Source organism: Ottowia sp. (assembly GCF_046348305.1).
In the GTDB taxonomy this organism is placed as follows: domain Bacteria; phylum Pseudomonadota; class Gammaproteobacteria; order Burkholderiales; family Burkholderiaceae_C; genus Ottowia.
Genome location: NZ_JAXMEM010000008.1, coordinates 188609 through 207201, shown reverse-complemented (window position 1 = coordinate 207201; position 18593 = coordinate 188609). Strand labels below are relative to the sequence as shown.

Below are 18593 nucleotides of genomic sequence, written 5' to 3'. Positions count from 1 at the left end.
CTGCCATCAGCCGGGTGAGTGGACCCCGTGCCAGGCAGTACCTTTGGAGGACTTCACCATGAAATCGCTTGCACTTTTTGCGCTCAGCGCAATTTCCACCGCCGCCATGGCGGCCACACCGGCGCCGTCCAGTGGCATCAGCATCACCGGAACCTCCAACCAGACGGTTTCGGTCAGTGGCGGCAACGTCACCAACGACGCCACGTCCTACTCGTTCGCCAACCAGAACATTGGCTCGAACAAGGGCAACGTCACCATCCACGGTTCATCCACCCAGATCTCGAACTTGGAAAACTCAGACGTCACCAACAAGGCCAAGCACGCCGGTGACGTGGCCATGCAGAACCTGGCATCCAACGTAGGTAGCGTGAGCGTCGATGGAAAGATTCAGCTCTTTCCGCCCAAGTGGATCGCGGGCACTTCCGAGCAGACCGCCAACGTGAGCGGCTCGACGGTCAAGAACGAGGCCAACGGCAGCCAGGGCTGCAACGGCAACAACTGCAACGACGCCGCCTTGGCCTACCAGAACCTGGCCAGCAACATGGGCAACATCGACATCGATGGCACCAGCAAGCAGACCGTGGGCGTGAGCGGCGGCTCCATGGTGAAGAACAAGGCCGACGGCCCGCAAACCCAGGCGGTGCAGAACCTGTCGTCCAACTACGGCAATGTCTCGATCGCTGGAGCGTCAACCCAGACCACCTGGGTCACCAACGGCGCGGTCATCGCCAACCTGGCCAAGGGCCGGGCGGCGCATGCGGTGCAGAACATTGCTTCCAACGATTCGTGCGATCCGCCTCCCACCGTGTGCGTGGGCGTGGCCTGCGGCCAGTACAGGGTGGCTGGCAACCCATGATTTCGTGTGCGTGAGCGGGCGGCAACGCCCGCTCGGGTGCCAGGTTGCGTGATCACGGGCCTGGCACTGTTTTCATCCTTGTTTGGAGACTTGGCCATGTCGAAACCACTGCTTCATCTGACCGCCGGAGCCGCGCTGGCGCTGCTGGCTGCGGGTTCGATCGCGCAAACGGCGCCGGGCATGGACACGGTGACCATTTCCAAGCCGGTGACCTACCTGCAGGTGCCGACCGCGCGGGTAGCCCCTTCGGGCGACATTCACTACGACCAGACTTTGCCGGACAACCTCTCCGCCAAGGTGGCACGCTACACGGCCAAGGCCTATTCAAGCTATGACACCAACGTCAAGACCGATCGCGACGTGGTGCAGTCAGTCAAGACCAACGGCCTGCAGACCACTTGCACGCAGTCGGTCGGCAGCGTGACCGCGCCGGCCGGCGCCAACGGCCTGACGATGAACAGTCAGGATCAGATCGTGGTTCTGCGCGGCGACTTGGTCAACATCTGCAACTAGCTACGCTTTTCAGTGCCGCTTGCACCTTGTGCGCATGTCGGCACTTTTTTTTCGAGCGGTGGCCCTGGCGCAATCAGCCCACGCCGCCACCGTGCCAGAGCGTCGGGCACGTGCAAACAACGGGAGGATGCCATGAGCCAGTTCCTTGACCGCGATTCGCGCCCCCGTGTGCGCCTGGTGAAAAAGACCCAGTTCGGTCTGCTGGCCCTGTCGCTGGCAGTGCTTGCCGGCTGCGGCACGCTGGACCCGATGCGTGATGCCGACTATCACGCCGAGGCGCCCACCACCGACCGCCCGGTGGTGCGCCCGGTGCGCTCCATCTCCAGTTTTTCCGAATCGCTGGTCTGCATGGACCACCTGCTGCGCGCGGCCGAGGTGCCCACCACGCTGATCACCAGCGCGCAGTTTCCGGACTATTCGGGCAAGGTCCCGGTGGCCGTCAAGTCCATGGTGGTGACCGCCCTGTCGCAGATGTCGCACGTCAGCAACGCCTTCCGCTACGTGGACTTCGAGGTGGACATTGCCCGCCAGGACACGGTGCAGAACCTGACCACCATCCTGCTCAACAACAACCAGATGCAGTTGCAGCGCCCGGCCCTGTACGTCAACGGCGCGATCACCTACGTCGACCAGAACGTGCTGGGCAACCAGGTCTCGGCCGGCACCTCGGCCAACCGGCTCGACACCGGCTACAGCCGCAGCAAATCGTCCACCGTGGTGGCGCTGGAAGCGCACCTGGGCGACTTTCGCACCCGCACCTTCATCCCCGGACTGGACTCGGCCAACGAGGTGGTGATCGGTGGCGCGGGCGAAGGGCTTGACCTGGCCGGCCGAATCGGCTCGTATGGCGTGCGCTTCAACGTCGGGCGCAACTATGCGCAAGGCGCGGGGGGCGCCATGCGCACGCTGGTGGACCTGGCCATGATCGAGCTGGTGGGCAAGTGGGCCCGCGTGCCCTACTGGCAATGCCTGATGCTGGAGCAGACCAACCCGGCGTTTCAGCGCCAAATGCGCGAGTGGTTCGACGCCAGCGGTCCCAACGGCCAATCCGGCCTGATCCAGAACTCGCTGGTGCACCAAGGCTATCTGCCGCCCGCCGGCACCAGCTTGCCCCTCAATCACCCGCTGCTGCGCCGCGCCCTGGCGCAGTTCCAGGCCGACAAGGGCCTGGTGGTGACGGGCCGGCCCGACTTCGCAACGTACGAGCGCGCCCTGCGCAACTTCGTGGCCCTGGATGAAAACGGGGCGCTCACCCGCATCGGCTGGACGTCGTCGGGCGCCGTCGTGGCCAGCGCGGGCGATGGGTCGGCCAAGCCCGCCGATTGGGGGCTGCCGGCGCCCTGGGCCATCAACCTGCAGATCGAGAACCCGCAACCGGCCAACGAACGGGCGCCGTTCAAACAGGGTGAGCAGGTGTTCCTGTCGGCGGTCGTGTCGCGCAATTCGTACCTGTACTGCTATTTCACCGGCTCGGACGGCGGCACCATGCGCCTGCTGCCCAACGCCATGAGCCCGGACGCGCAGGTCAGCGCCGACCAGGCGGTGCGCATGCCGGACTGGATGGCGCCCAACCCCGCGTTCATCCTTGACGCGGGCAAGCCGGGCACGGAAGGGGTGACTTGCCTGGCCACCCGTGACGACGCCAGCACGCGCCTGCCGCAGCTCGTGCAGGGCCCGGCCCTGACCACGATTGCGAACGTCCGCAGTGCCGACGACTTGCAGCGGGCCTTCGGCAACGCGCTCGGCACCAGCGAGTTTGTCGCGCAGACCATCCAGTGGAAAGTCGTGCCGGCAAGCAACGGCAACGGCAACAGCAACGGCGGCACCGCGCGCAAATAGGGAGCAGGCGCCTGGCCAGGCGCGACAGGGCCATTACGATGGTGGACGCGCCGCAACCTTGACTGCCGAGGAGCAAGCATGCCAGCAATTGCAATGATCGCCGCACGGGTCGGGAGGCCCGGCACCTGGACCGTGGTGGTGCTGGCGTTCGCGCTGGTGCTCGGCAGCGGCGTGGTCACCGCCAAGGCACGGGCGCAGGAGGCGCCGCACATCGAAATCGGGCCGCCGGGTTCCAATCGCATCGAAACCCGGATGGAACCTCCCCCGAACATCAAGATCGCCCCGCTCACCCCCGGCCGCTTGGTCGACTCCGAATCGGCCGAAGGCCGCAAGCTGCAGCAGGACCTGCGCGCACTGCAACAACAGGCCGAACGCGGCCGCCCCCCCGGCAGCACCCCTGCTTCGGCGCGGGCTGCCTGGCTGCTGGGCCTGATTTACCTGCACGGCGCCGGGGTGCCCAGCAATGGCGCGACCGCCGAGAACTGGTTCAAGCAGGCGGCCGCCTTTGGCCGCGAACCCTGGGCCCAAGCCGGCCTGGCCTGGTGCGCGATGGACGGCTGCGTCGGCGCGCCCGACCCCGACGCCGCGCGCCGCGCCATCGCCCGGTTACGCGCCACGCATCCAGCGCGCGCCGACTACCTCGAGTGGGTGTTGACCAGCCGGCAGACACCGCTGCAGGTGGCGCCGGTGCGCAATACCACCCGAGCCATGACGCAGCCACTGGAACAGTCGCTGCCCCAACAACGCCTGCTGGAGCGCGCCGCGGCGGAAGGCGATGTGCAGGCCAAACTGGAGTTGGCGCTCAACGACGTCGCAAACAACCGCGTCGATGAGGCGCTGCGCACCTTCAACAGCCTGGCCAAGCGCTCGCGTGCAGCCAAAGCCAACGCCCAGTTGCTCGAAGCCCGCAGCAACACGAACGCGGTGCTGAACTCGCCGCTCACGGCGCAGGCCAGCGCCGACGACCTGCTGGCCGCCGCCCGGGCCTATCACCGCGGCGATGGCCGCCCGGCCAACTATGCGGAAGCCATCCGCCTGTATCGCATGGCGGCGGACAAGGGCAATGCCGAAGCGCGCAAGATGCTGGAGCTGATCTATTCGCGCCCGACACCCGAGGGCACGGTCAACCTGGGCTGGATGCAACAACTGGCATATGCCAACACCGCCACCATCATCCCCACCGTGGGCGTGCGCGCCAATACCACCATGCTGTATCGCGCGCCGACCCCGCTGTTCGATCTGATGCCCGATGAATGGCAGGATCGGGTGCAGGCCGTAGGCCGTTGAACGGCGCCGCGGCGCGCTTGCCGACTCGTCAGCCGCCGCGCAACTGCTGGCGCAACCGGGCCCCGATCTCGGGTGTCTCCAAGAACGGATCGGCCGGGTTCTTCATCGCCACGATGTTCTGCATGCGGTGGGTGATGTTGCCCAGCGCCTTGGGGCTTTCGTGGCTGAAGACGTAGAACTGGTCGGCGCTGATGGCCTTGAAGACTTTTTGCGCGACTTCGGCGGCAGTGATCTTGCCGCTGGTGACGGCCTTCTCGGTCATGGCCTGGCCGATCTGCTGGCTTTTGGTCAGCGCCTGGCTGGCCGCGCCATCGGCCGGGCGGTTGCGCTCGCTGTGGGTGATGCCGGTGGGCACGAAATATGGGCACAGCAGGCTGGCGCCGATCTGGTCGGTGACCAGGCGCAGGTCCTGGTACATGGTTTCGGTCAGGCTGACCACGGCCGCCTTGGCGGCGTTGTAGATGCCCATGTTGGGCGGCGTCAGCAACCCGGCCATGCTGGCGGTGTTGGTGACGTGGCCGCGCCAGGTCGGATCTTGCGCGGCGGCCTCCAGCATCATGGGCACGAACAGGCGCACGCCGTGGATCACGCCCCACAGGTCCACACCCAGCACCCAGTTCCAGTCGGCGACGGAGTTCTCCCACACCAGGCCGCCCGCACCCACGCCGGCGTTGTTGAAGACGAAGTGCGGCGCGCCAAAGCGCTGCTTGACAGCGGCGGCCAGCGCTTCCATTTGCGCGGCGTCGGACACATCCACCTTGCGCGCCATCACCTGCACGCCGGCAGCCGTCATCTCGGCCGCGGCCTTGTCGAGGGCATCCTGCTGCACGTCGACCAGCACCAGGTTCATGCCGCGCGCCGCGCCGATGCGCGCGCACTCCAGCCCGAAACCCGAACCGGCGCCGGTCAGGACGGCGGTCTTGCCTTGGAAGTCTTGAATCATGGGGTGTTCTTTCTAGGGAATGGAAGGCTTGAACAGCCGGACGCAGAGGACGCAAAAAAGACGCAAAGGACGCAAAAAATACCAATTAAATTACTATTAAAAATATAGCTTGTCACGCCGACTGCGTGCGGGCTACGGCTGAATTTAATCCAATTTTTGTATTCCTTTTGCGTCCTTTGCGAATCCTTTGCGTCCTCTGCGTCCGGTATTCATGGCATCGCGCGCGCAATGATGGCGTCCATGTCGGCACGGGCCGACAGAGTGCCAAAGGCCTGGCCCCAGTCGCCGCCCAGGCGCGAGGCGCAGAAGGCATCCGTCACCGCCGCCGGCGCGGTTTGCGCCAGCAGCGCGCCCTGCAGCGCCAGCGCCACGTCCTGCGCCAGGCGGCGCGCCTCGGTCTCGTTGGCCAGGGCCTCGATGCGGGTGGGCAGTAGGTCGATCATGCGGTCGAGCGCGGCGTGCGCGCCGCGTGCGGGGGCCAGCTCGGCCTGCAGGGCGCCGGCCACGTCGCCCTTGCGCAGGGCGCGCAGCAGGTCGATGGCCATGATGTTGCCGGCACCTTCCCAGATCGAGTTGACGGGCATCTCGCGGTAGATGCGCGCCTGGATGCCCCAGCCGCCCTCCTCCACATAGCCGTTGCCGCCCATGCACTCCATGGCCTCTTCGCTGAAGTGGCTGCCGCGCTTGCAGATCCAGAACTTGGCCACGGGCGTGAGCACGCGCGCGATCAGGCGCTCGTGCGCGTCGCCCTGGCGCTCAAACGCGCGCGCCAGGCGCAACGCCAGCGCGGTGGCGGCCTCGCTCTCCAGTGCCAGGTCGGCCAGCACGTTCTTCATCAGCGGCTGCTCGATCAGAAACTTGCCAAAGGCCTTGCGCTGGCGCGTGTGGTTGATCGCGATGGCAAGGGACTGGCGCATCAGCGCGCTGGTGCCCAGCGAGCAGTCCAGCCGTGTGTGGGTGCCCATCTCCAGGATTTGCGGCACGCCGCGGCCCTCGTCGCCCACGCGCCAGGCGATGGCGTTGTCGAATTCGACCTCGGAGCTGGCGTTAGCCTTGTTGCCCAGCTTGTCCTTCAGGCGCTGGATGCGCAGGCCGTTGCGGCTGCCGTCGGGCAACACGCGCGGCAGAAAGAAGCACGTGAGCCCGCCGGCCGCCTGCGCCAGCACCAAAAACGCATCGCACATCGGCGCCGAAAAAAACCACTTGTGGCCGGTGATGCGGTAGCGTTCGCCCCAGTCGTCGCGCCCATCGGGCGCGGCCTGCGTGGTGTTGGCGCGCACGTCCGAGCCGCCCTGCTTTTCGGTCATGCCCATGCCCATGGTCACGCCGGGCTTGTCCTTGTAGAGCACCAGCCGCGGGTCGTACGCGCGGCTGGTCAGCCGGGGGCCCCAGTCGGCATACACGGCGGCGTTCTCCTGCAGCGCCGGGGTGACGGCGTAGGTCATCGAGATCGGGCACAGGATGGAGGGCTCGAGCTCGGTGAACAGCATGAAGCTGGCGGCGCGCAGGACGTGGGGATGGGCCCCTTCTCCAGCCCAGGGGGTGCCATGCAGACCCGCGCCCGTGGCAGCGCCCATCAGCGTGTGGTAGCTGGGATGAAACTCCATCTCGTCGATGCGGTGGCCATAGGGGTCGAACGTGCGCAGCTCGGGCGTGTGCACATTGGCCAGGCGCGCGTGGTTTTGCATCTCGGCCGAGCCGGCCACGCCACCCAACTGGCGCAAGGCGCCCGTGTCCAGTTCGGGCGCGTTGAAGCGGACGGCGTCCTGCAGCGGCTGGTTGATGTCGAACAGGTTGACGTCGGCCAGCGGCAGTGGCTGGTTGAACACTTCGTGCGTGGCTTGGGCCATGTCTGCTCTCCTTGCGGCGGATCAGATCATTTTGACCAATTGTTTTCCGAAATTCTTGCCCTTAAGCAAACCCAGGAAAGCTTGTGGCGCCGATTCGATGCCCTGGGCGATGGTTTCGCGCGGGCGCAGCTTGCCACTGCCCACCAACTGGCCCAATTCGGCCAGGGCCTCGGGCCAGACCTCCATGTGCTCGCTGACGATGAAGCCCTCCAGCTTGATGCGGTTGACGAGCAGCAGCGCGGGGTTCTGCATGGGCAGCGGCTGGCCGTCGTAGCCGGCGATCATGCCGCACAGGGCGATGCGGGCAAAGGCATTGGTGCGCAGCAGCACGGCGTCAAGGATGTAGCCACCCACGTTCTCGAAATGGCCGTCGATGCCCTTGGGGCACGCGGCCTTCAGCGCCGCGCTCATGCTCTTGACGTCGGGGTGCTGGCGGTAGTCGATGCAGGCATCGAAGCCCAGCTCGTCCGTGACGTAGCTGCACTTGTCCGGCCCGCCGGCAATGCCCACCACGCGGCAACCCCGCGCCTTGGCCAGCGCGCCAAAGGCGCTGCCCACGGCGCCCGAGGCGGCGGTGATCGTCAGCGTCTCGCCCGCCTTGGGCGCGATGATCTTGTTCAGCCCATACCAGGCCGTCACACCCGGCATGCCGACGGCGCCCAGGTAGTGCGAGAGCGGCACGTGGGTGGTGTCGACCTTCTTGAGCGTGCCGCTCTGGCTGGCGTTGACCACGCTGTACTCCTGCCAGCCGCCAAAGCCCACCACCTTGTCGCCCACGGCGAATTTGGGATGGCGGCTTTCCACCACCTCGCCCACCGTGCCGCCCTGGAACACCTCGCCCAGCGGCTGGCAGGCGGCGTAGCTCTTGCTGTCGTTCATGCGCCCGCGCATGTACGGGTCCAGGCTCAGGTAGTGGTGGCGCACCAGCACCTGGCCGTCTTGCAGCGCGGGCGTTTCAGTGCTGACCAGTTTGAAGTTGGCCAGCGTGGCTTCGCCCTGGGGGCGGTTGTCGAGCAGAATTTGGCGGTTGGTGGGCATGGTGGGGTCCTGTGTTGGATGGGGGGGTGTGAAGAAACCAAAACAGCCGGACGCAGAGGACGCGAAGGATTCGCAAAGGACGCAAAAAATACCGAACAAATTATCAAATCAATAGCACGTTGCGCTTGTCCTGCATGGGCTACCAAGAAATTTATTTGAAACTTTGAATTCTTTTGCGTCCTCTGCGCAATCTTTGCGTCCTCTGCGTCCGGCTGTTTTCGGCGGCCACCACCTTCAATCCGTCGATATGTGGTTGGCGCGCGCAGCCACGTATTTGAAGGTGCCGATGGATTGGGAGCACAGCTCGCCGTTGGGGGCAAACACCGAACCTTCGACAAAGGCCATGCTGCGCGTGCGGTGCAGCAGGCGCCCGCGGCCGACCAGGGCGGCGCCGGGGGCGACCGGCGCGGGCCGCATGAAGCTGGTTTTCATCTCGATGGTGACCACGCCCGATTCGGGCTGCACGCTGCGCGCGGCGGTGGCCATGATGACGTCCAGAAAGGTCATCAGCGCGCCGCCGTGCGCCACGCCGAAGGAATTGCAGTGCTCGGGCCGGGGCGCGAAGTGCAGCGTGGATTCGCCGCCCTCGAAGCGCTCGAGCGTGAAGCCCAGCAGATCGACAAAGGGAATGGCGACGTGAAAACCCACGCTCATGTCGTCTGCTCCATCAAGCGGCTCCAAGGACAACGCTGACGCCGCCATCGACCGCCAGCCACTGGCCGGTGACGTGCTTGCCGGCGTCGCTGGCGTACAGCAGGGTGATGCCCTTCAAGTCCTCGTCGTCGCCCAGGCGGCCCAGCGGCGCGGCGGCGGCCATCTTGCCCTCGCCCAGCTGGTCGATCAGGCCCGAGGCCATCTTGGTGCGGAAAAAGCCCGGGCAGATGGCATTGACGGTGATGCCAAAGCGCCCCCACTCGGCCGCCAGCGTGCGGGTAAAGCCGATGACCGCGGTCTTGGAGGTGTTGTAGGCGATGGTCTTCATGTCGATCGGGTTGCCGTTCAAGCCCGCGATCGAAGCAATGTTGATGATGCGCCCGCGCTTTTGCGGAATCATCCAGCCGTTGGCAACCTGCTGGCTCAGGATGAAGTAGCCGCGCACGTTCAGGTTCATCACCTTGTCCCAGGCGGCCACCGGGTGTTCTTCGGCCGGCGCGCCCCAGCTGGCGCCGGCGTTGTTGACCAGGATGTCGATGGCGCCCATGCGCTGCAGGGTCTCGTCGGCCAGGCGGCGCGTGTCTTCTTCCCTGGCGCAGTCGGCGGCGATCCAGCGCGCGTCGATGCCGGCGGCCTGCAGCTCGGCGGCGGCCTGCTCCAGGTCGTCAGCCTTGCGCGAGCTGAGCATGATGCGCGCGCCGGCCTCGCCCAGCGCGTGCGCCATCTGCAGGCCCAGTCCGCGCGAGCCGCCGGTGATGAGGGCGCTCTTGCCCTTGAGGTCGAACAGTTGTTGAACGGTGCGGGTCATGGCGTGTCCTGAGGGTTGTCGTGGTGGGGGCGATCAGGTTTCGTAGTCCATGCACTGGCGGGCGGCGACCACCGAGCGCAGAAAGGTCTTCACCGGAGCGTGCGTGGGGTGCACCTGGTAGGCGTCGAGTGCGGCGCGGTCGGCAAATTCGCTGTACAGCACCAGGTCGTAGGTGCATTCGAGACCGGGTGCGGCGATCGCCACTTCGAGCTGGCCCATGCCCGGCACCAGATTGGCGCAGCCGTCCAGCAACGCCTTCGCCTGGGTCAGGTTGGCGGCCTTGTCCTGGCCTTCGGCCTGGTCCGCAAACTTCCACATCACGATGTGCTTGAGCATGTCAAAAAGCCTCCTCGGGCAGTTGGGCGCAGGTCATGTCGCGGCTTTCCACCACGCGCAACCAGGCGTCGATCCTGGGCAATTCATAGTGATAAAAATAGCTCTTGGCGCCCATCAAGCCTGCGCCGGCAGCTTCTGATTTGGTAGCATTTTCCGCCAAGGCCAGCTCCAGCCACATCCACGCGATGACCACGTGGCCGAAGGCCTGCATATAGGGTACGGCATTGGCCAGCGCCTCGCTGGCGTCGCCACCGGCCCAGGCCGCGTGCGTGACCTGGCCGATGCGCTCCAGCGCACTGGCCAGCGCAGCGGCGTCGTGGTGCAGGGCCTCATGGGCCTGCGCCTTTTCGATCGTGGCCTGCACGCGCGCGGCCAGCAGCGCCAGGCCGCGCCCACCCTCCATGCGCACCTTGCGGCCCAGCAAGTCCATGGCCTGGATGCCGTGCGTGCCCTCGTGGATCATGTTCAGGCGGTTGTCGCGCCAGTACTGCTCGACCGGGAAGTCGCGCGTGTAGCCGTAGCCGCCGTGAATCTGGATGGCCAGGCTGTTGGCCTCCAGGCAGTTCTCGCTGGGCCAGCTCTTGGCGATGGGCGTCAGCACCTCCAGCAGCAGGCGTGCTTCGTCGGCCTGTTGCGCATCGCCCGTGTGCTGTTCGTCCACCAGCCGCGCGCAGTACAGCAGCAGCGCCAGTGCGCCTTCGCACGTGGCCTTTTGCGCCAGCAGCATGCGGCGGATGTCGGCGTGCTCGATCAGGCGCACGGGCGGCTGCGACGCGTCCTTTCCAGCCGATCCGATCGGGCGGCCTTGCGTGCGCGTCCTGGCGTATTCGAGTGATGCCTCATAGCCCGCTTGCCCCAGCATGGTGGCCGCCATGCCGATGGCGATGCGCGCCTCGTTCATCATGTGGAACATGCAGCGCAGGCCCTCGCCCGGCTGACCCACCAAGTAGCCCACCGCACCGGCCTTGCCGTCGACCGGGAACTTGCCTTCGCCAAAATTCAGCAGCGTGTTGGTGGTGCCGCGCCAGCCCAGCTTGTGGTTGAGGCCGGCCAAGGCGACGTCATTGCGCACGCCGGTCAGCTGCCCCTGGACGTTCACCAGCTTCTTGGGCACGATGAACAGCGAGATGCCCTTGACCCCCGCCACCAGCTTGCCATCGGCGCCCGGAATCTTGGCCAGCACCAGGTGCACGATGTTCTCGGTCATCTCGTGCTCGCCGCTGGAGATCCACATCTTGTTGCCCGTCAGGCGATAGCGCGCACCCAGCGGGTCGTGCGCATCCTCCAGAACGGCGCGCGTGGCCACGTCGCTCAGGCTGGAGCCCGCCTGCGGCTCACTCAGGCACATGGTGCCGGCCCAGCGGCCGTTGAACTCGTTGGCCGCGAACACCCGCTGTTGCAGCGGCGTGCCATGCGCCATCAGCAGGTTGGCGTTGCCCACCGTGAGCAGGTTGGCCCCGATGCTGATCGATGCCTTGCCAAAAAACGCATTGGCTGCCGCCTCCACCACATAAGGCAACTGCATGCCGCCGTGCTCGGCATCTTGCGCGGCCGTCAGCATGCCGCTTTCGGCATACGCCTGGCGTGCCTCGTGCGTGGCGCGGGGCAGCACCACGCGCAAGCTGCCATCGGCGGCCACTTCGGTGCGCGGCTCTTCCGTATCGACCAAACGATTGAAGGGCGCGTACTTCTCGCGCGCGATGCGCTCGCAGGTGTCCAGCACCGCGTCGAAGGTCTCGCGCGAGTGATCCGCAAAGCGCGGGCGCTCGGTCAGGGCGCGGGCATCCAGCCAGTCGTACAGCAGAAAGTCAAGGGTGTTGCGAAGCGATGCCATGCGGGCGATTATGGGTGGGTCAGCACGCGCGCTCTTGTCGTTTTGGTGACGGGTTCCATGACCACGGCGAACCGCGAACCGGCGTGCGCGGGGCTTGGGAGCGCCGGCATCTTGCCGGCTTCTTGGGGTTGGTGTTGCGCCCCGTGCCGGCAGGATGCCGGCGCTCCCGGGTCGGGGGTGCTGCATGGCGACAGGGCAGCGCCGTGCGCCGCGCACGCGCCGGGTTGCGCTTTGCCAACCCGGCCTGCGAGGCCCCCATCCACCGGGCTCGTCGGTCGGTCAGACTGAGGATCCCGCCAAGTCGAGCAGGCGCGCCCTACAGCACCTCGAACACGCCAGCAGCACCCATGCCGCCGCCGATGCACATGGTGACGCACACCTTCTTGGCACCGCGGCGCTTGCCTTCGATCAGGGCGTGGCCCGTCAGGCGCTGGCCGCTCACGCCATAGGGGTGGCCCAGCGCAATGGCGCCGCCGTTGACGTTGAGCTTGTCGGCCGGAATGCCCAGCTTGTCGCGGCAGTACAGCACCTGCACGGCAAAGGCTTCGTTCAGCTCCCACAGGTCGATGTCGGACACCTTCAGGCCCAGCTTGGCCAGCACCTTGGGCACGGCAAACACGGGGCCGATGCCCATCTCGTCGGGCTCGCAGCCGGCGACGGCAAAGCCCAGGAAGCGCCCCAGGGGCTTCAGGTTCTTCTGGCTGGCGTATTGCTCGCTGACGACCACGCAGGCGCCGGCGCCGTCGGAGAACTGGCTGGCGTTGCCGGCGCTGATCAGGCCACCGGGCAGCGCGGGCTTGATGCCGCTGATGCCTTCCTTGGTGGTGCCTTCGCGCGTGCCTTCGTCCTTGGCGCAGGTGACCTGCCTGGTGATCAGGCCGAGCTGCTTGTCGGCCACGCCCATGGTGACGGTGATGGGGGCGATCTCGGCATCCAGCAGGCCGGCCGCCTGCGCCGCGCAGGCCTTTTGCTGGCTGGCGGCGCCGTATTCGTCCATGGCGTCGCGGCCGATCTTGTAGCGCTGGGCCACCTGTTCGGCGGTCTGCAGCATGCTCCAGTAGATCTCGGGCTTCTTGGCCTGCAGGGCCGGGTCGAAAATCATGTGCTTGTTCATCTCCTGCTGCACGCAGGAGATGCTCTCGACGCCACCGGCGACGAACACATCGGCCTCGCCGGCGATCACGCGCTGCGAGGCCAGCGCGATGGTTTGCAGGCCCGAAGAGCAAAAGCGGTTGACGGTGGTGCCCGAGGTGGTGACGGGGCAGCCGGCCATCAGCGCGATCTGGCGCGCGATGTTCATGCCGGTGGCGCCTTCGGGGTTGGCGCAACCCATGATGACGTCGTCCACCGCGGCGGCCTCGATGCCCGCGCGCTGGATGGCGTGCTGTACCGCGTGGCCGCCCAGGGTGGCGCCGTGGGTCATGTTGAAGGCGCCTTTCCAGCTCTTGGCAAGCGGGGTGCGGGCGGTGGAGACGATGAGGGCGGATGTCATGGATTACTCCTGGTTTGATAGCTGCCGGCGCTGGATGGGTGGTCGCCAGAGGCCGAAATGATTTGAATTTGCGAAGGGGGCACTGCGGCCCTCACCCCTGCCCTCTCCCTGCAGGGAGAGGGAGGAATACCGGGCATCTTCAGCCGAAGGTCTTGCCTTCAGCGGCCAGCTTGGTGATCAGCGCGGCCGGTTGCCAGAACTGAGCGTCGTCCAGCGGGTTGCGGGCAAAGCGCTTCATGCTTTCAGCCACGTTGAACAGGCCCACCTGGCTGGCGTACTGCATGGGGCCGCCGCGCCACAACGGAAAGCCGTAGCCCGTCAGGTACACCATGTCGATGTCGCTGGCCTTGCTGGCGATGCCGTCCTCCAGGATGCGCGCGCCCTCGTTGACCAGCGAATACACCAAGCGCTGCACGATCTCTTGGTCGCTGATGGTGCGCGGCGTGATGCCCAGATCCTGGCGGTGCTTGGCCACCATGTCCTCCACCAGCTTGCTGGGGATGGCGTCGCGCTTGCCGGGTTGGTAGTCGTACCAGCCGGCGCCGGTCTTCTGGCCGAAGCGGCCCAGCTCGCACAGAAGATCGGCCGTCTTGCTGTACTTCATGTCCGGCTTTTCGACGTAGCGGCGCTTGCGGATGGCCCAGCCGATGTCGTTGCCCGCCAGGTCGCCCATGCGGAAGGGGCCCATGGCAAAGCCGAACTTCTCGATGGCCTTGTCCACCTGCGCGGGCGTTGCGCCCTCCTCGATCAGAAAGCCCGCCTGGCGGCTGTATTGCTCGATCATGCGGTTGCCGATGAAGCCGTCGCACACGCCCGAGACCACCGCGGTTTTCTTGATCTTCCTGGCGATCTGCATCACCGTGGCCAGCACGTCCTTGGCGGTCTTGGCGCCGCGCACGACTTCGAGCAGCTTCATCACGTTGGCAGGGCTGAAGAAGTGCATGCCCACCACGTCCTGCGGCCGCTTCGTGAAGGCGGCGATCTTGTCCACGTCCAGCGTGGAGGTGTTGCTGGCCAGGATCGCGCCGGGTTTGGCGACTTCGTCCAGCTTCTTGAACACCTGCTCCTTGACACCCAGCTCCTCGAACACGGCTTCGATGATGAGGTCGGCTTCTTTCAGGTCGTCATAGCTCAGCGTGGTCTTGAGCAGGGCCATGCGCTGCTCATACTTGTCCTGCTTGAGCTTGCCCTTCTTGACCTGCGCCTCGTAGTTCTTGCTCATCACCTCGACGCCGCGGTTCAGCGCTTCCTGCTTCATCTCCAGCATGGTGACCGGAATGCCGGCATTGAGGAAGTTCATCGTGATGCCGCCACCCATGGTGCCGGCGCCGATGACAGCCACTTTCTTGATCTCGCGCGGCTGCACCTCGGGGCCCACGTCGGGGATCTTGCTGGCCGCGCGCTCGGCGGCAAACACGTGGCGCAGCGCCTTGCACTCGGGCGTCTGCATCAGGGCGAGGAAGATCTCGCGCTCCTTGGCCAGTGCGTCGTCGAACTTGTATTTGGTGGCGTTTTCGACCGCGTCCACGCACTTGACCGGTGCCGGGAAATTGCGCGACATGCCCGCCACCATGTTGCGCGCAAACTGAAAATAGGCATCACCCTGCGGGTGCTTGCACGGCAGCTTGCGCACCAGCGGCAGGGCCGAGCCGTCGGCGTGCTTGGCCGCGACCTCCTTGGCCAGGGCCACCGCCTCCTGCAGCAGCGATTCGGGCGACGCGGCGAGCTTGTCGAACAACTTCTGGCCCGGCAGGCCGGCCAGCACCTCGCTGTTGACCGGGTCGCCCTTGACGATCAGGTTCAGCGCCATCTCGGCGCCCAGCACGCGCGGCAGGCGCACCGTGCCGCCGGCGCCGGGGATCAGGCCCAGCTTGACCTCGGGCAGCGCGATCTTGGCGCCCGGCGCGGCGATGCGGTAGTGGCAGCCCAGCGCCAGTTCCAGCCCGCCGCCCATGGCCACGCTGTGCACGGCGGCCACGACGGGCTTGGCCGAGTTCTCCAGCGCCAGGATCACCGACAGCAACGTCGGCTCCTGCATGGCCTTGGGCGAGTTGAACTCGCGGATGTCGGCGCCGCCCGAAAAGGCCTTGCCCGCGCCCGTCAGCACGATGGCCTTGACGGCGGCATCGGCATTGGCCTGCTCCAGCCCGTTGGTGATGCCGATGCGCGTGTCGTAGCCCAAGCCGTTGACGGGCGGGTTGTTCAGGGAAATGATGGCGACGTCGCCTTGGACCTGGTATTGGGCCGTCATGGGCACTCCTGGAAGGGGAAGTTGAAAACAAGCGCGGACAGCCAGCGCACGGCAGGCAGCCGCCAATCACTCAGTTTAGTGAGTTTGGCTGCGCGCGGAAGGCCCAGGCTGTCGCTGGTGAGACGCAGGCGCCTGCTCAGACTTCCAGCCATTCCTTGCGCACGGCCGCGTCGGCGCGCAGGCCGTCGGGCGTGCCGTCGAACACGATGGCGCCGTGGCCCATCACCAGCGCCCGGTCGGAGATGTGCATGGCGATGGTCAGCTTCTGCTCGATCAGCAGCACCGAAATGCCGCGGGCCTTGAGCTTTTGCAGGTATTCGCCCACCAGCTCGACGATCTTGGGCGCCAGGCCTTCGGTGGGTTCGTCGATGATGATGAGGTCGGGGTCGCCCATCAGCGTGCGGCACAGCGTCAGCATCTGCTGCTCGCCGCCCGACATCACGCCGGCGGGTGTGTGCTGGCGCTCCTTCAGGCGCGGGAACATGGCATACATGTCGTCAAAGCTCCAGCGGCTGCCCTTGCCGGCGCCCTTCTGGCCCAGCAGCAGGTTCTGGTGCACCGTCAGGCTCGGGAAGATGTCGCGGCTTTCGGGCACGTAGCCCACGCCCAGGTGGGCGATCTCGAAGGTCTTCTTGCCCGCCAGGCTCTGGCCCTTCCAGTCGATGCCGCCTTGCCAGTCCACCAGGCCCATGATGGCCTTGGCGGTGGTCGAGCGGCCCGAGCCGTTGCGCCCCAGCAGCGCGACGATCTCGCCGGGCTGCACGTCGAAGTGCACGCCGTGCAGCACGTGGCTCTTGCCGTAGAAGGCATGCAGGTCGCGGATTTTCAGCATCAGTGCATCCCTCCCTGCGCATCGGCCACGGGCGAGCCCAGATAGGCCTCCTGCACGCGCGCATCGGCGCGCACGCGCTCGGGGGTGTCAAACGCAATCACCTCGCCATACACCACCACTGCAATCTTGTCGGCCAGGCCGAACACCACGCCCATGTCGTGTTCCACCGTCAGCAGGGTCTTGCCCTCGGTCACCTCGCGGATCAGGTTGATGAAGTGCGTCGTCTCGGTGGTGCTCATGCCGGCCGTGGGCTCGTCCAGCAGGATCACGCTGGCGCCGCCGGCAATCGTCACGCCGATTTCCAGCGCGCGCTGCTCGGCGTAGGTCAGGTTGATGGCCAGTACGTCGCGCTTGCCCGCCAGGCCCACCTGGCGCAGCAGGGTTTCGGCGCGCTCGTTGGCGTCCGTGAGGCTGGAGAGAAAGCGCAAAAAGGTGTAGCGGTGGCCCAGGCTCCACAGCGCGCCGCAGCGCAAATTCTCGAACACGCTCAGCTTGGGAAACACGTTGGTGATCTGAAAGCTGCGCGCCAGGCCCAGGCGGTTGATCTCGTAGGGCTTCTTGCCATCGATGCGCTGGCCGTTCAGCCACACCTCGCCGCTGGTGGGCGTCAGGCGCCCGCTGATCAGGTTGAACAGCGTGGACTTGCCCGCGCCGTTGGGGCCGATCACCGCCACGCGCTCGCCCGGCTGCACCGCCAGGTTGGCGCCGCGGATGATTTCGGTCTTGCCGAAACTCTTGCGCAGGTCCTTCAGTTCAATGGCGTATGTCATTGCAGGGCCCCCCGCGCCTGAATCTCGGATTCGATTTCTTCCTGGGCGGTGCTCCAGGCGCGGGCAAAGCGCCGGCGCACGCCTTCCATCAACGCCCAGCCCACGACGGCCAGTGCGGCAGCGCCCAGCCAGGGCGTCACGGCGCCGGTATCCAGCGGCACCCCCAGGTACTGCACCACCGGCCCGGCCCCGGCGTTGAGCTGGCGGTGGTAGATCATCTCGATCAGCGCCGCCACGCCCAGCATCATCACCACGCCCGTCACCAGCAGCCCGCCGTACAGCCCCCACAGGCGCCGCAGCTTGCCGAAGTGCGCCATGCGCACGTTGACCATGATCAGGCTGGCCACGCCGCCGGGCGCATACATCACCATGATCAGAAAGACAAAGCCCAGATACAGCAGCCAGGCCGAGGTGAGCTCGGACAACAGCACCGAGGCCAGCACCATCAGAATGGCGCCGATGATGGGGCCGAAAAAGAAGGTGACCCCGCCCAGGAAGGTGAACAGCAGGTAGGCGCCGGACTTCAGGCCGCTGAGCGCATCGGCGGCATTGAAGATCTCGAAGTTGATGGCTGCCAGTGCCCCGCCGATGCCGGCAAAAAAGCCCGAGATGATGAACGAATACCAGCGCACCAGCTGGGTGTTGAAGCCGATGAAGGCCACGCGCTCGGGGTTGTCGCGCACGGCGTTGAGCATGCGCCCCAGCGGCGTGCCGGTGAAGGCGAACATCAGCGCGGTGCACACGAAGCAGTACACGGCGATCAGGTAGTACACCTGAATCTGCGGGCCGAACGTGACGCCCAGCAGCGGCTGGCCATAGGTGCGGTTGATGGAGATGCCGCCGTCGCCGCCGAACACGTCGGGCAGCATCATGGCGATGGCCACCACCAGCTCGCCGATGCCCAGCGAGATCATGGCGAAGGTGGTGCCCGCCTTCTTGGTGGACACGTAGCCCAGCGGCACCGCCACCAGCGCGCCCACCAGGCCACCGACCAGCGGCACGACCACCAGCGGCAGACCGATGTTGTGGTTGCTGAAGTAGTTGATGGCGATGACCGCCGCGAAACTGCCCAGGCCCGTATAGACGGCATGGCCGAAACTGAGCATGCCGCCCTGCCCCAGCTTCATGTTGTAGGACAGGCAGATGATGATCAGGTAGCCGATCTGCGAAAGGATGTTGAGCGCCAGACTGCTGGACAGCAGCAACGGCGCCACCACCAGCAGCGCGGCAAAACCGCCCCAGGTGACGAGGCGCGCCGTGGGCATCGAGGGTTTGGCAACGGCGTTCATC

At 66.2% G+C, this 18593-nt stretch carries 16 protein-coding genes; 4 read left to right on the top strand and 12 right to left on the bottom strand.

What is annotated here, in order from left to right; translation table 11 throughout:
• Positions 1–58 precede the first annotated feature (58 nt).
• From U1F38_RS11495 to U1F38_RS11480, 4 genes are all read left to right on the top strand, one after another.
• On the top strand, positions 59–856 hold the full coding sequence (locus U1F38_RS11495) for a hypothetical protein (protein WP_409987198.1): 798 nt from the start codon (positions 59–61) through the stop codon (positions 854–856).
• A 96-nt stretch (positions 857–952) separates the two neighbouring features.
• Positions 953–1369 carry a hypothetical protein gene (locus U1F38_RS11490; RefSeq protein ID WP_409987197.1) on the top strand — a complete coding sequence of 139 codons (417 nt, stop codon included), beginning with the start codon at positions 953–955 and terminating at the stop codon, positions 1367–1369.
• A gap of 132 nt (positions 1370–1501) precedes the next feature.
• Entirely contained in the window at positions 1502–3208 is a 1707-nt protein-coding gene (locus tag U1F38_RS11485; RefSeq protein WP_409987196.1) for a DUF4384 domain-containing protein, read from the top strand.
• A 78-nt stretch (positions 3209–3286) separates the two neighbouring features.
• Positions 3287–4495 carry a tetratricopeptide repeat protein gene (locus U1F38_RS11480; protein WP_409987195.1) on the top strand — a complete coding sequence of 403 codons (1209 nt, stop codon included), beginning with the start codon at positions 3287–3289 and terminating at the stop codon, positions 4493–4495.
• 28 nt (positions 4496–4523) lie between these two features.
• Here U1F38_RS11480 and U1F38_RS11475 read toward each other — a convergent pair whose 3' ends face one another.
• The 12 genes from U1F38_RS11475 to U1F38_RS11420 form a co-directional block, all read right to left on the bottom strand.
• Complete coding sequence (locus tag U1F38_RS11475) at positions 4524–5438, bottom strand: SDR family oxidoreductase (RefSeq protein WP_409987194.1); 915 nt, start codon at positions 5436–5438, stop codon at positions 4524–4526.
• A 209-nt stretch (positions 5439–5647) separates the two neighbouring features.
• Positions 5648–7288 carry an isovaleryl-CoA dehydrogenase gene (locus U1F38_RS11470; RefSeq protein WP_409987193.1) on the bottom strand — a complete coding sequence of 547 codons (1641 nt, stop codon included), beginning with the start codon at positions 7286–7288 and terminating at the stop codon, positions 5648–5650.
• 21 nt (positions 7289–7309) lie between these two features.
• Positions 7310–8326: an NADP-dependent oxidoreductase gene (locus U1F38_RS11465; RefSeq protein WP_409987192.1), complete on the bottom strand. Its 1017-nt coding sequence runs from the start codon at positions 8324–8326 to the stop codon at positions 7310–7312.
• Between the two features lie 234 nt (positions 8327–8560).
• The gene (locus U1F38_RS11460) at positions 8561–8980 is read right to left on the bottom strand and encodes a PaaI family thioesterase (RefSeq protein ID WP_409987191.1); all 420 of its coding nucleotides are present in this window, start codon (positions 8978–8980) and stop codon (positions 8561–8563) included.
• Positions 8981–8993: 13 nt separating this feature from the next.
• On the bottom strand, positions 8994–9788 hold the full coding sequence (locus U1F38_RS11455) for an SDR family oxidoreductase (protein WP_409987190.1): 795 nt from the start codon (positions 9786–9788) through the stop codon (positions 8994–8996).
• Between the two features lie 33 nt (positions 9789–9821).
• Positions 9822–10124 (bottom strand): Dabb family protein, encoded by a 303-nt coding sequence (locus tag U1F38_RS11450; protein ID WP_409987189.1) that lies wholly within the window; start codon positions 10122–10124, stop codon positions 9822–9824.
• Position 10125: 1 nt separating this feature from the next.
• Positions 10126–11958, bottom strand: coding sequence for an acyl-CoA dehydrogenase (locus U1F38_RS11445; protein WP_409987188.1), 1833 nt, complete (start codon positions 11956–11958; stop codon positions 10126–10128).
• Between the two features lie 316 nt (positions 11959–12274).
• Positions 12275–13450, bottom strand: a complete 1176-nt coding sequence (locus U1F38_RS11440) for an acetyl-CoA C-acyltransferase (protein ID WP_409987187.1) — start codon at positions 13448–13450, stop codon at positions 12275–12277.
• Between the two features lie 139 nt (positions 13451–13589).
• The gene (locus tag U1F38_RS11435; RefSeq protein ID WP_409987186.1) at positions 13590–15701 is read right to left on the bottom strand and encodes a 3-hydroxyacyl-CoA dehydrogenase NAD-binding domain-containing protein; all 2112 of its coding nucleotides are present in this window, start codon (positions 15699–15701) and stop codon (positions 13590–13592) included.
• A gap of 136 nt (positions 15702–15837) precedes the next feature.
• Positions 15838–16533 carry an ABC transporter ATP-binding protein gene (locus tag U1F38_RS11430; RefSeq protein WP_409987185.1) on the bottom strand — a complete coding sequence of 232 codons (696 nt, stop codon included), beginning with the start codon at positions 16531–16533 and terminating at the stop codon, positions 15838–15840.
• Complete coding sequence (locus U1F38_RS11425; RefSeq protein ID WP_409987184.1) at positions 16533–17303, bottom strand: ABC transporter ATP-binding protein; 771 nt, start codon at positions 17301–17303, stop codon at positions 16533–16535. The genes U1F38_RS11430 and U1F38_RS11425 overlap by 1 nt, the downstream gene beginning before the upstream one ends.
• Positions 17300–18592, bottom strand: coding sequence for a branched-chain amino acid ABC transporter permease (locus U1F38_RS11420; RefSeq protein WP_409987183.1), 1293 nt, complete (start codon positions 18590–18592; stop codon positions 17300–17302). Before U1F38_RS11420 ends, U1F38_RS11425 begins: the two co-directional genes overlap by 4 nt.
• Position 18593 lies beyond the last annotated feature (1 nt).

Coding starts and splice junctions, on each gene's coding strand:
- U1F38_RS11495 (WP_409987198.1), top strand. CDS start 59: ATGAAATCGCTTGCACTTTTTGCGCTCAGCGCAATTTCCACCGCCGCC.
- U1F38_RS11490 (WP_409987197.1), top strand. CDS start 953: ATGTCGAAACCACTGCTTCATCTGACCGCCGGAGCCGCGCTGGCGCTG.
- U1F38_RS11485 (WP_409987196.1), top strand. CDS start 1,502: ATGAGCCAGTTCCTTGACCGCGATTCGCGCCCCCGTGTGCGCCTGGTG.
- U1F38_RS11480 (WP_409987195.1), top strand. CDS start 3,287: ATGCCAGCAATTGCAATGATCGCCGCACGGGTCGGGAGGCCCGGCACC.
- U1F38_RS11475 (WP_409987194.1), bottom strand. CDS start 5,438: ATGATTCAAGACTTCCAAGGCAAGACCGCCGTCCTGACCGGCGCCGGT.
- U1F38_RS11470 (WP_409987193.1), bottom strand. CDS start 7,288: ATGGCCCAAGCCACGCACGAAGTGTTCAACCAGCCACTGCCGCTGGCC.
- U1F38_RS11465 (WP_409987192.1), bottom strand. CDS start 8,326: ATGCCCACCAACCGCCAAATTCTGCTCGACAACCGCCCCCAGGGCGAA.
- U1F38_RS11460 (WP_409987191.1), bottom strand. CDS start 8,980: ATGAGCGTGGGTTTTCACGTCGCCATTCCCTTTGTCGATCTGCTGGGC.
- U1F38_RS11455 (WP_409987190.1), bottom strand. CDS start 9,788: ATGACCCGCACCGTTCAACAACTGTTCGACCTCAAGGGCAAGAGCGCC.
- U1F38_RS11450 (WP_409987189.1), bottom strand. CDS start 10,124: ATGCTCAAGCACATCGTGATGTGGAAGTTTGCGGACCAGGCCGAAGGC.
- U1F38_RS11445 (WP_409987188.1), bottom strand. CDS start 11,958: ATGGCATCGCTTCGCAACACCCTTGACTTTCTGCTGTACGACTGGCTG.
- U1F38_RS11440 (WP_409987187.1), bottom strand. CDS start 13,450: ATGACATCCGCCCTCATCGTCTCCACCGCCCGCACCCCGCTTGCCAAG.
- U1F38_RS11435 (WP_409987186.1), bottom strand. CDS start 15,701: ATGACGGCCCAATACCAGGTCCAAGGCGACGTCGCCATCATTTCCCTG.
- U1F38_RS11430 (WP_409987185.1), bottom strand. CDS start 16,533: ATGCTGAAAATCCGCGACCTGCATGCCTTCTACGGCAAGAGCCACGTG.
- U1F38_RS11425 (WP_409987184.1), bottom strand. CDS start 17,303: ATGACATACGCCATTGAACTGAAGGACCTGCGCAAGAGTTTCGGCAAG.
- U1F38_RS11420 (WP_409987183.1), bottom strand. CDS start 18,592: ATGAACGCCGTTGCCAAACCCTCGATGCCCACGGCGCGCCTCGTCACC.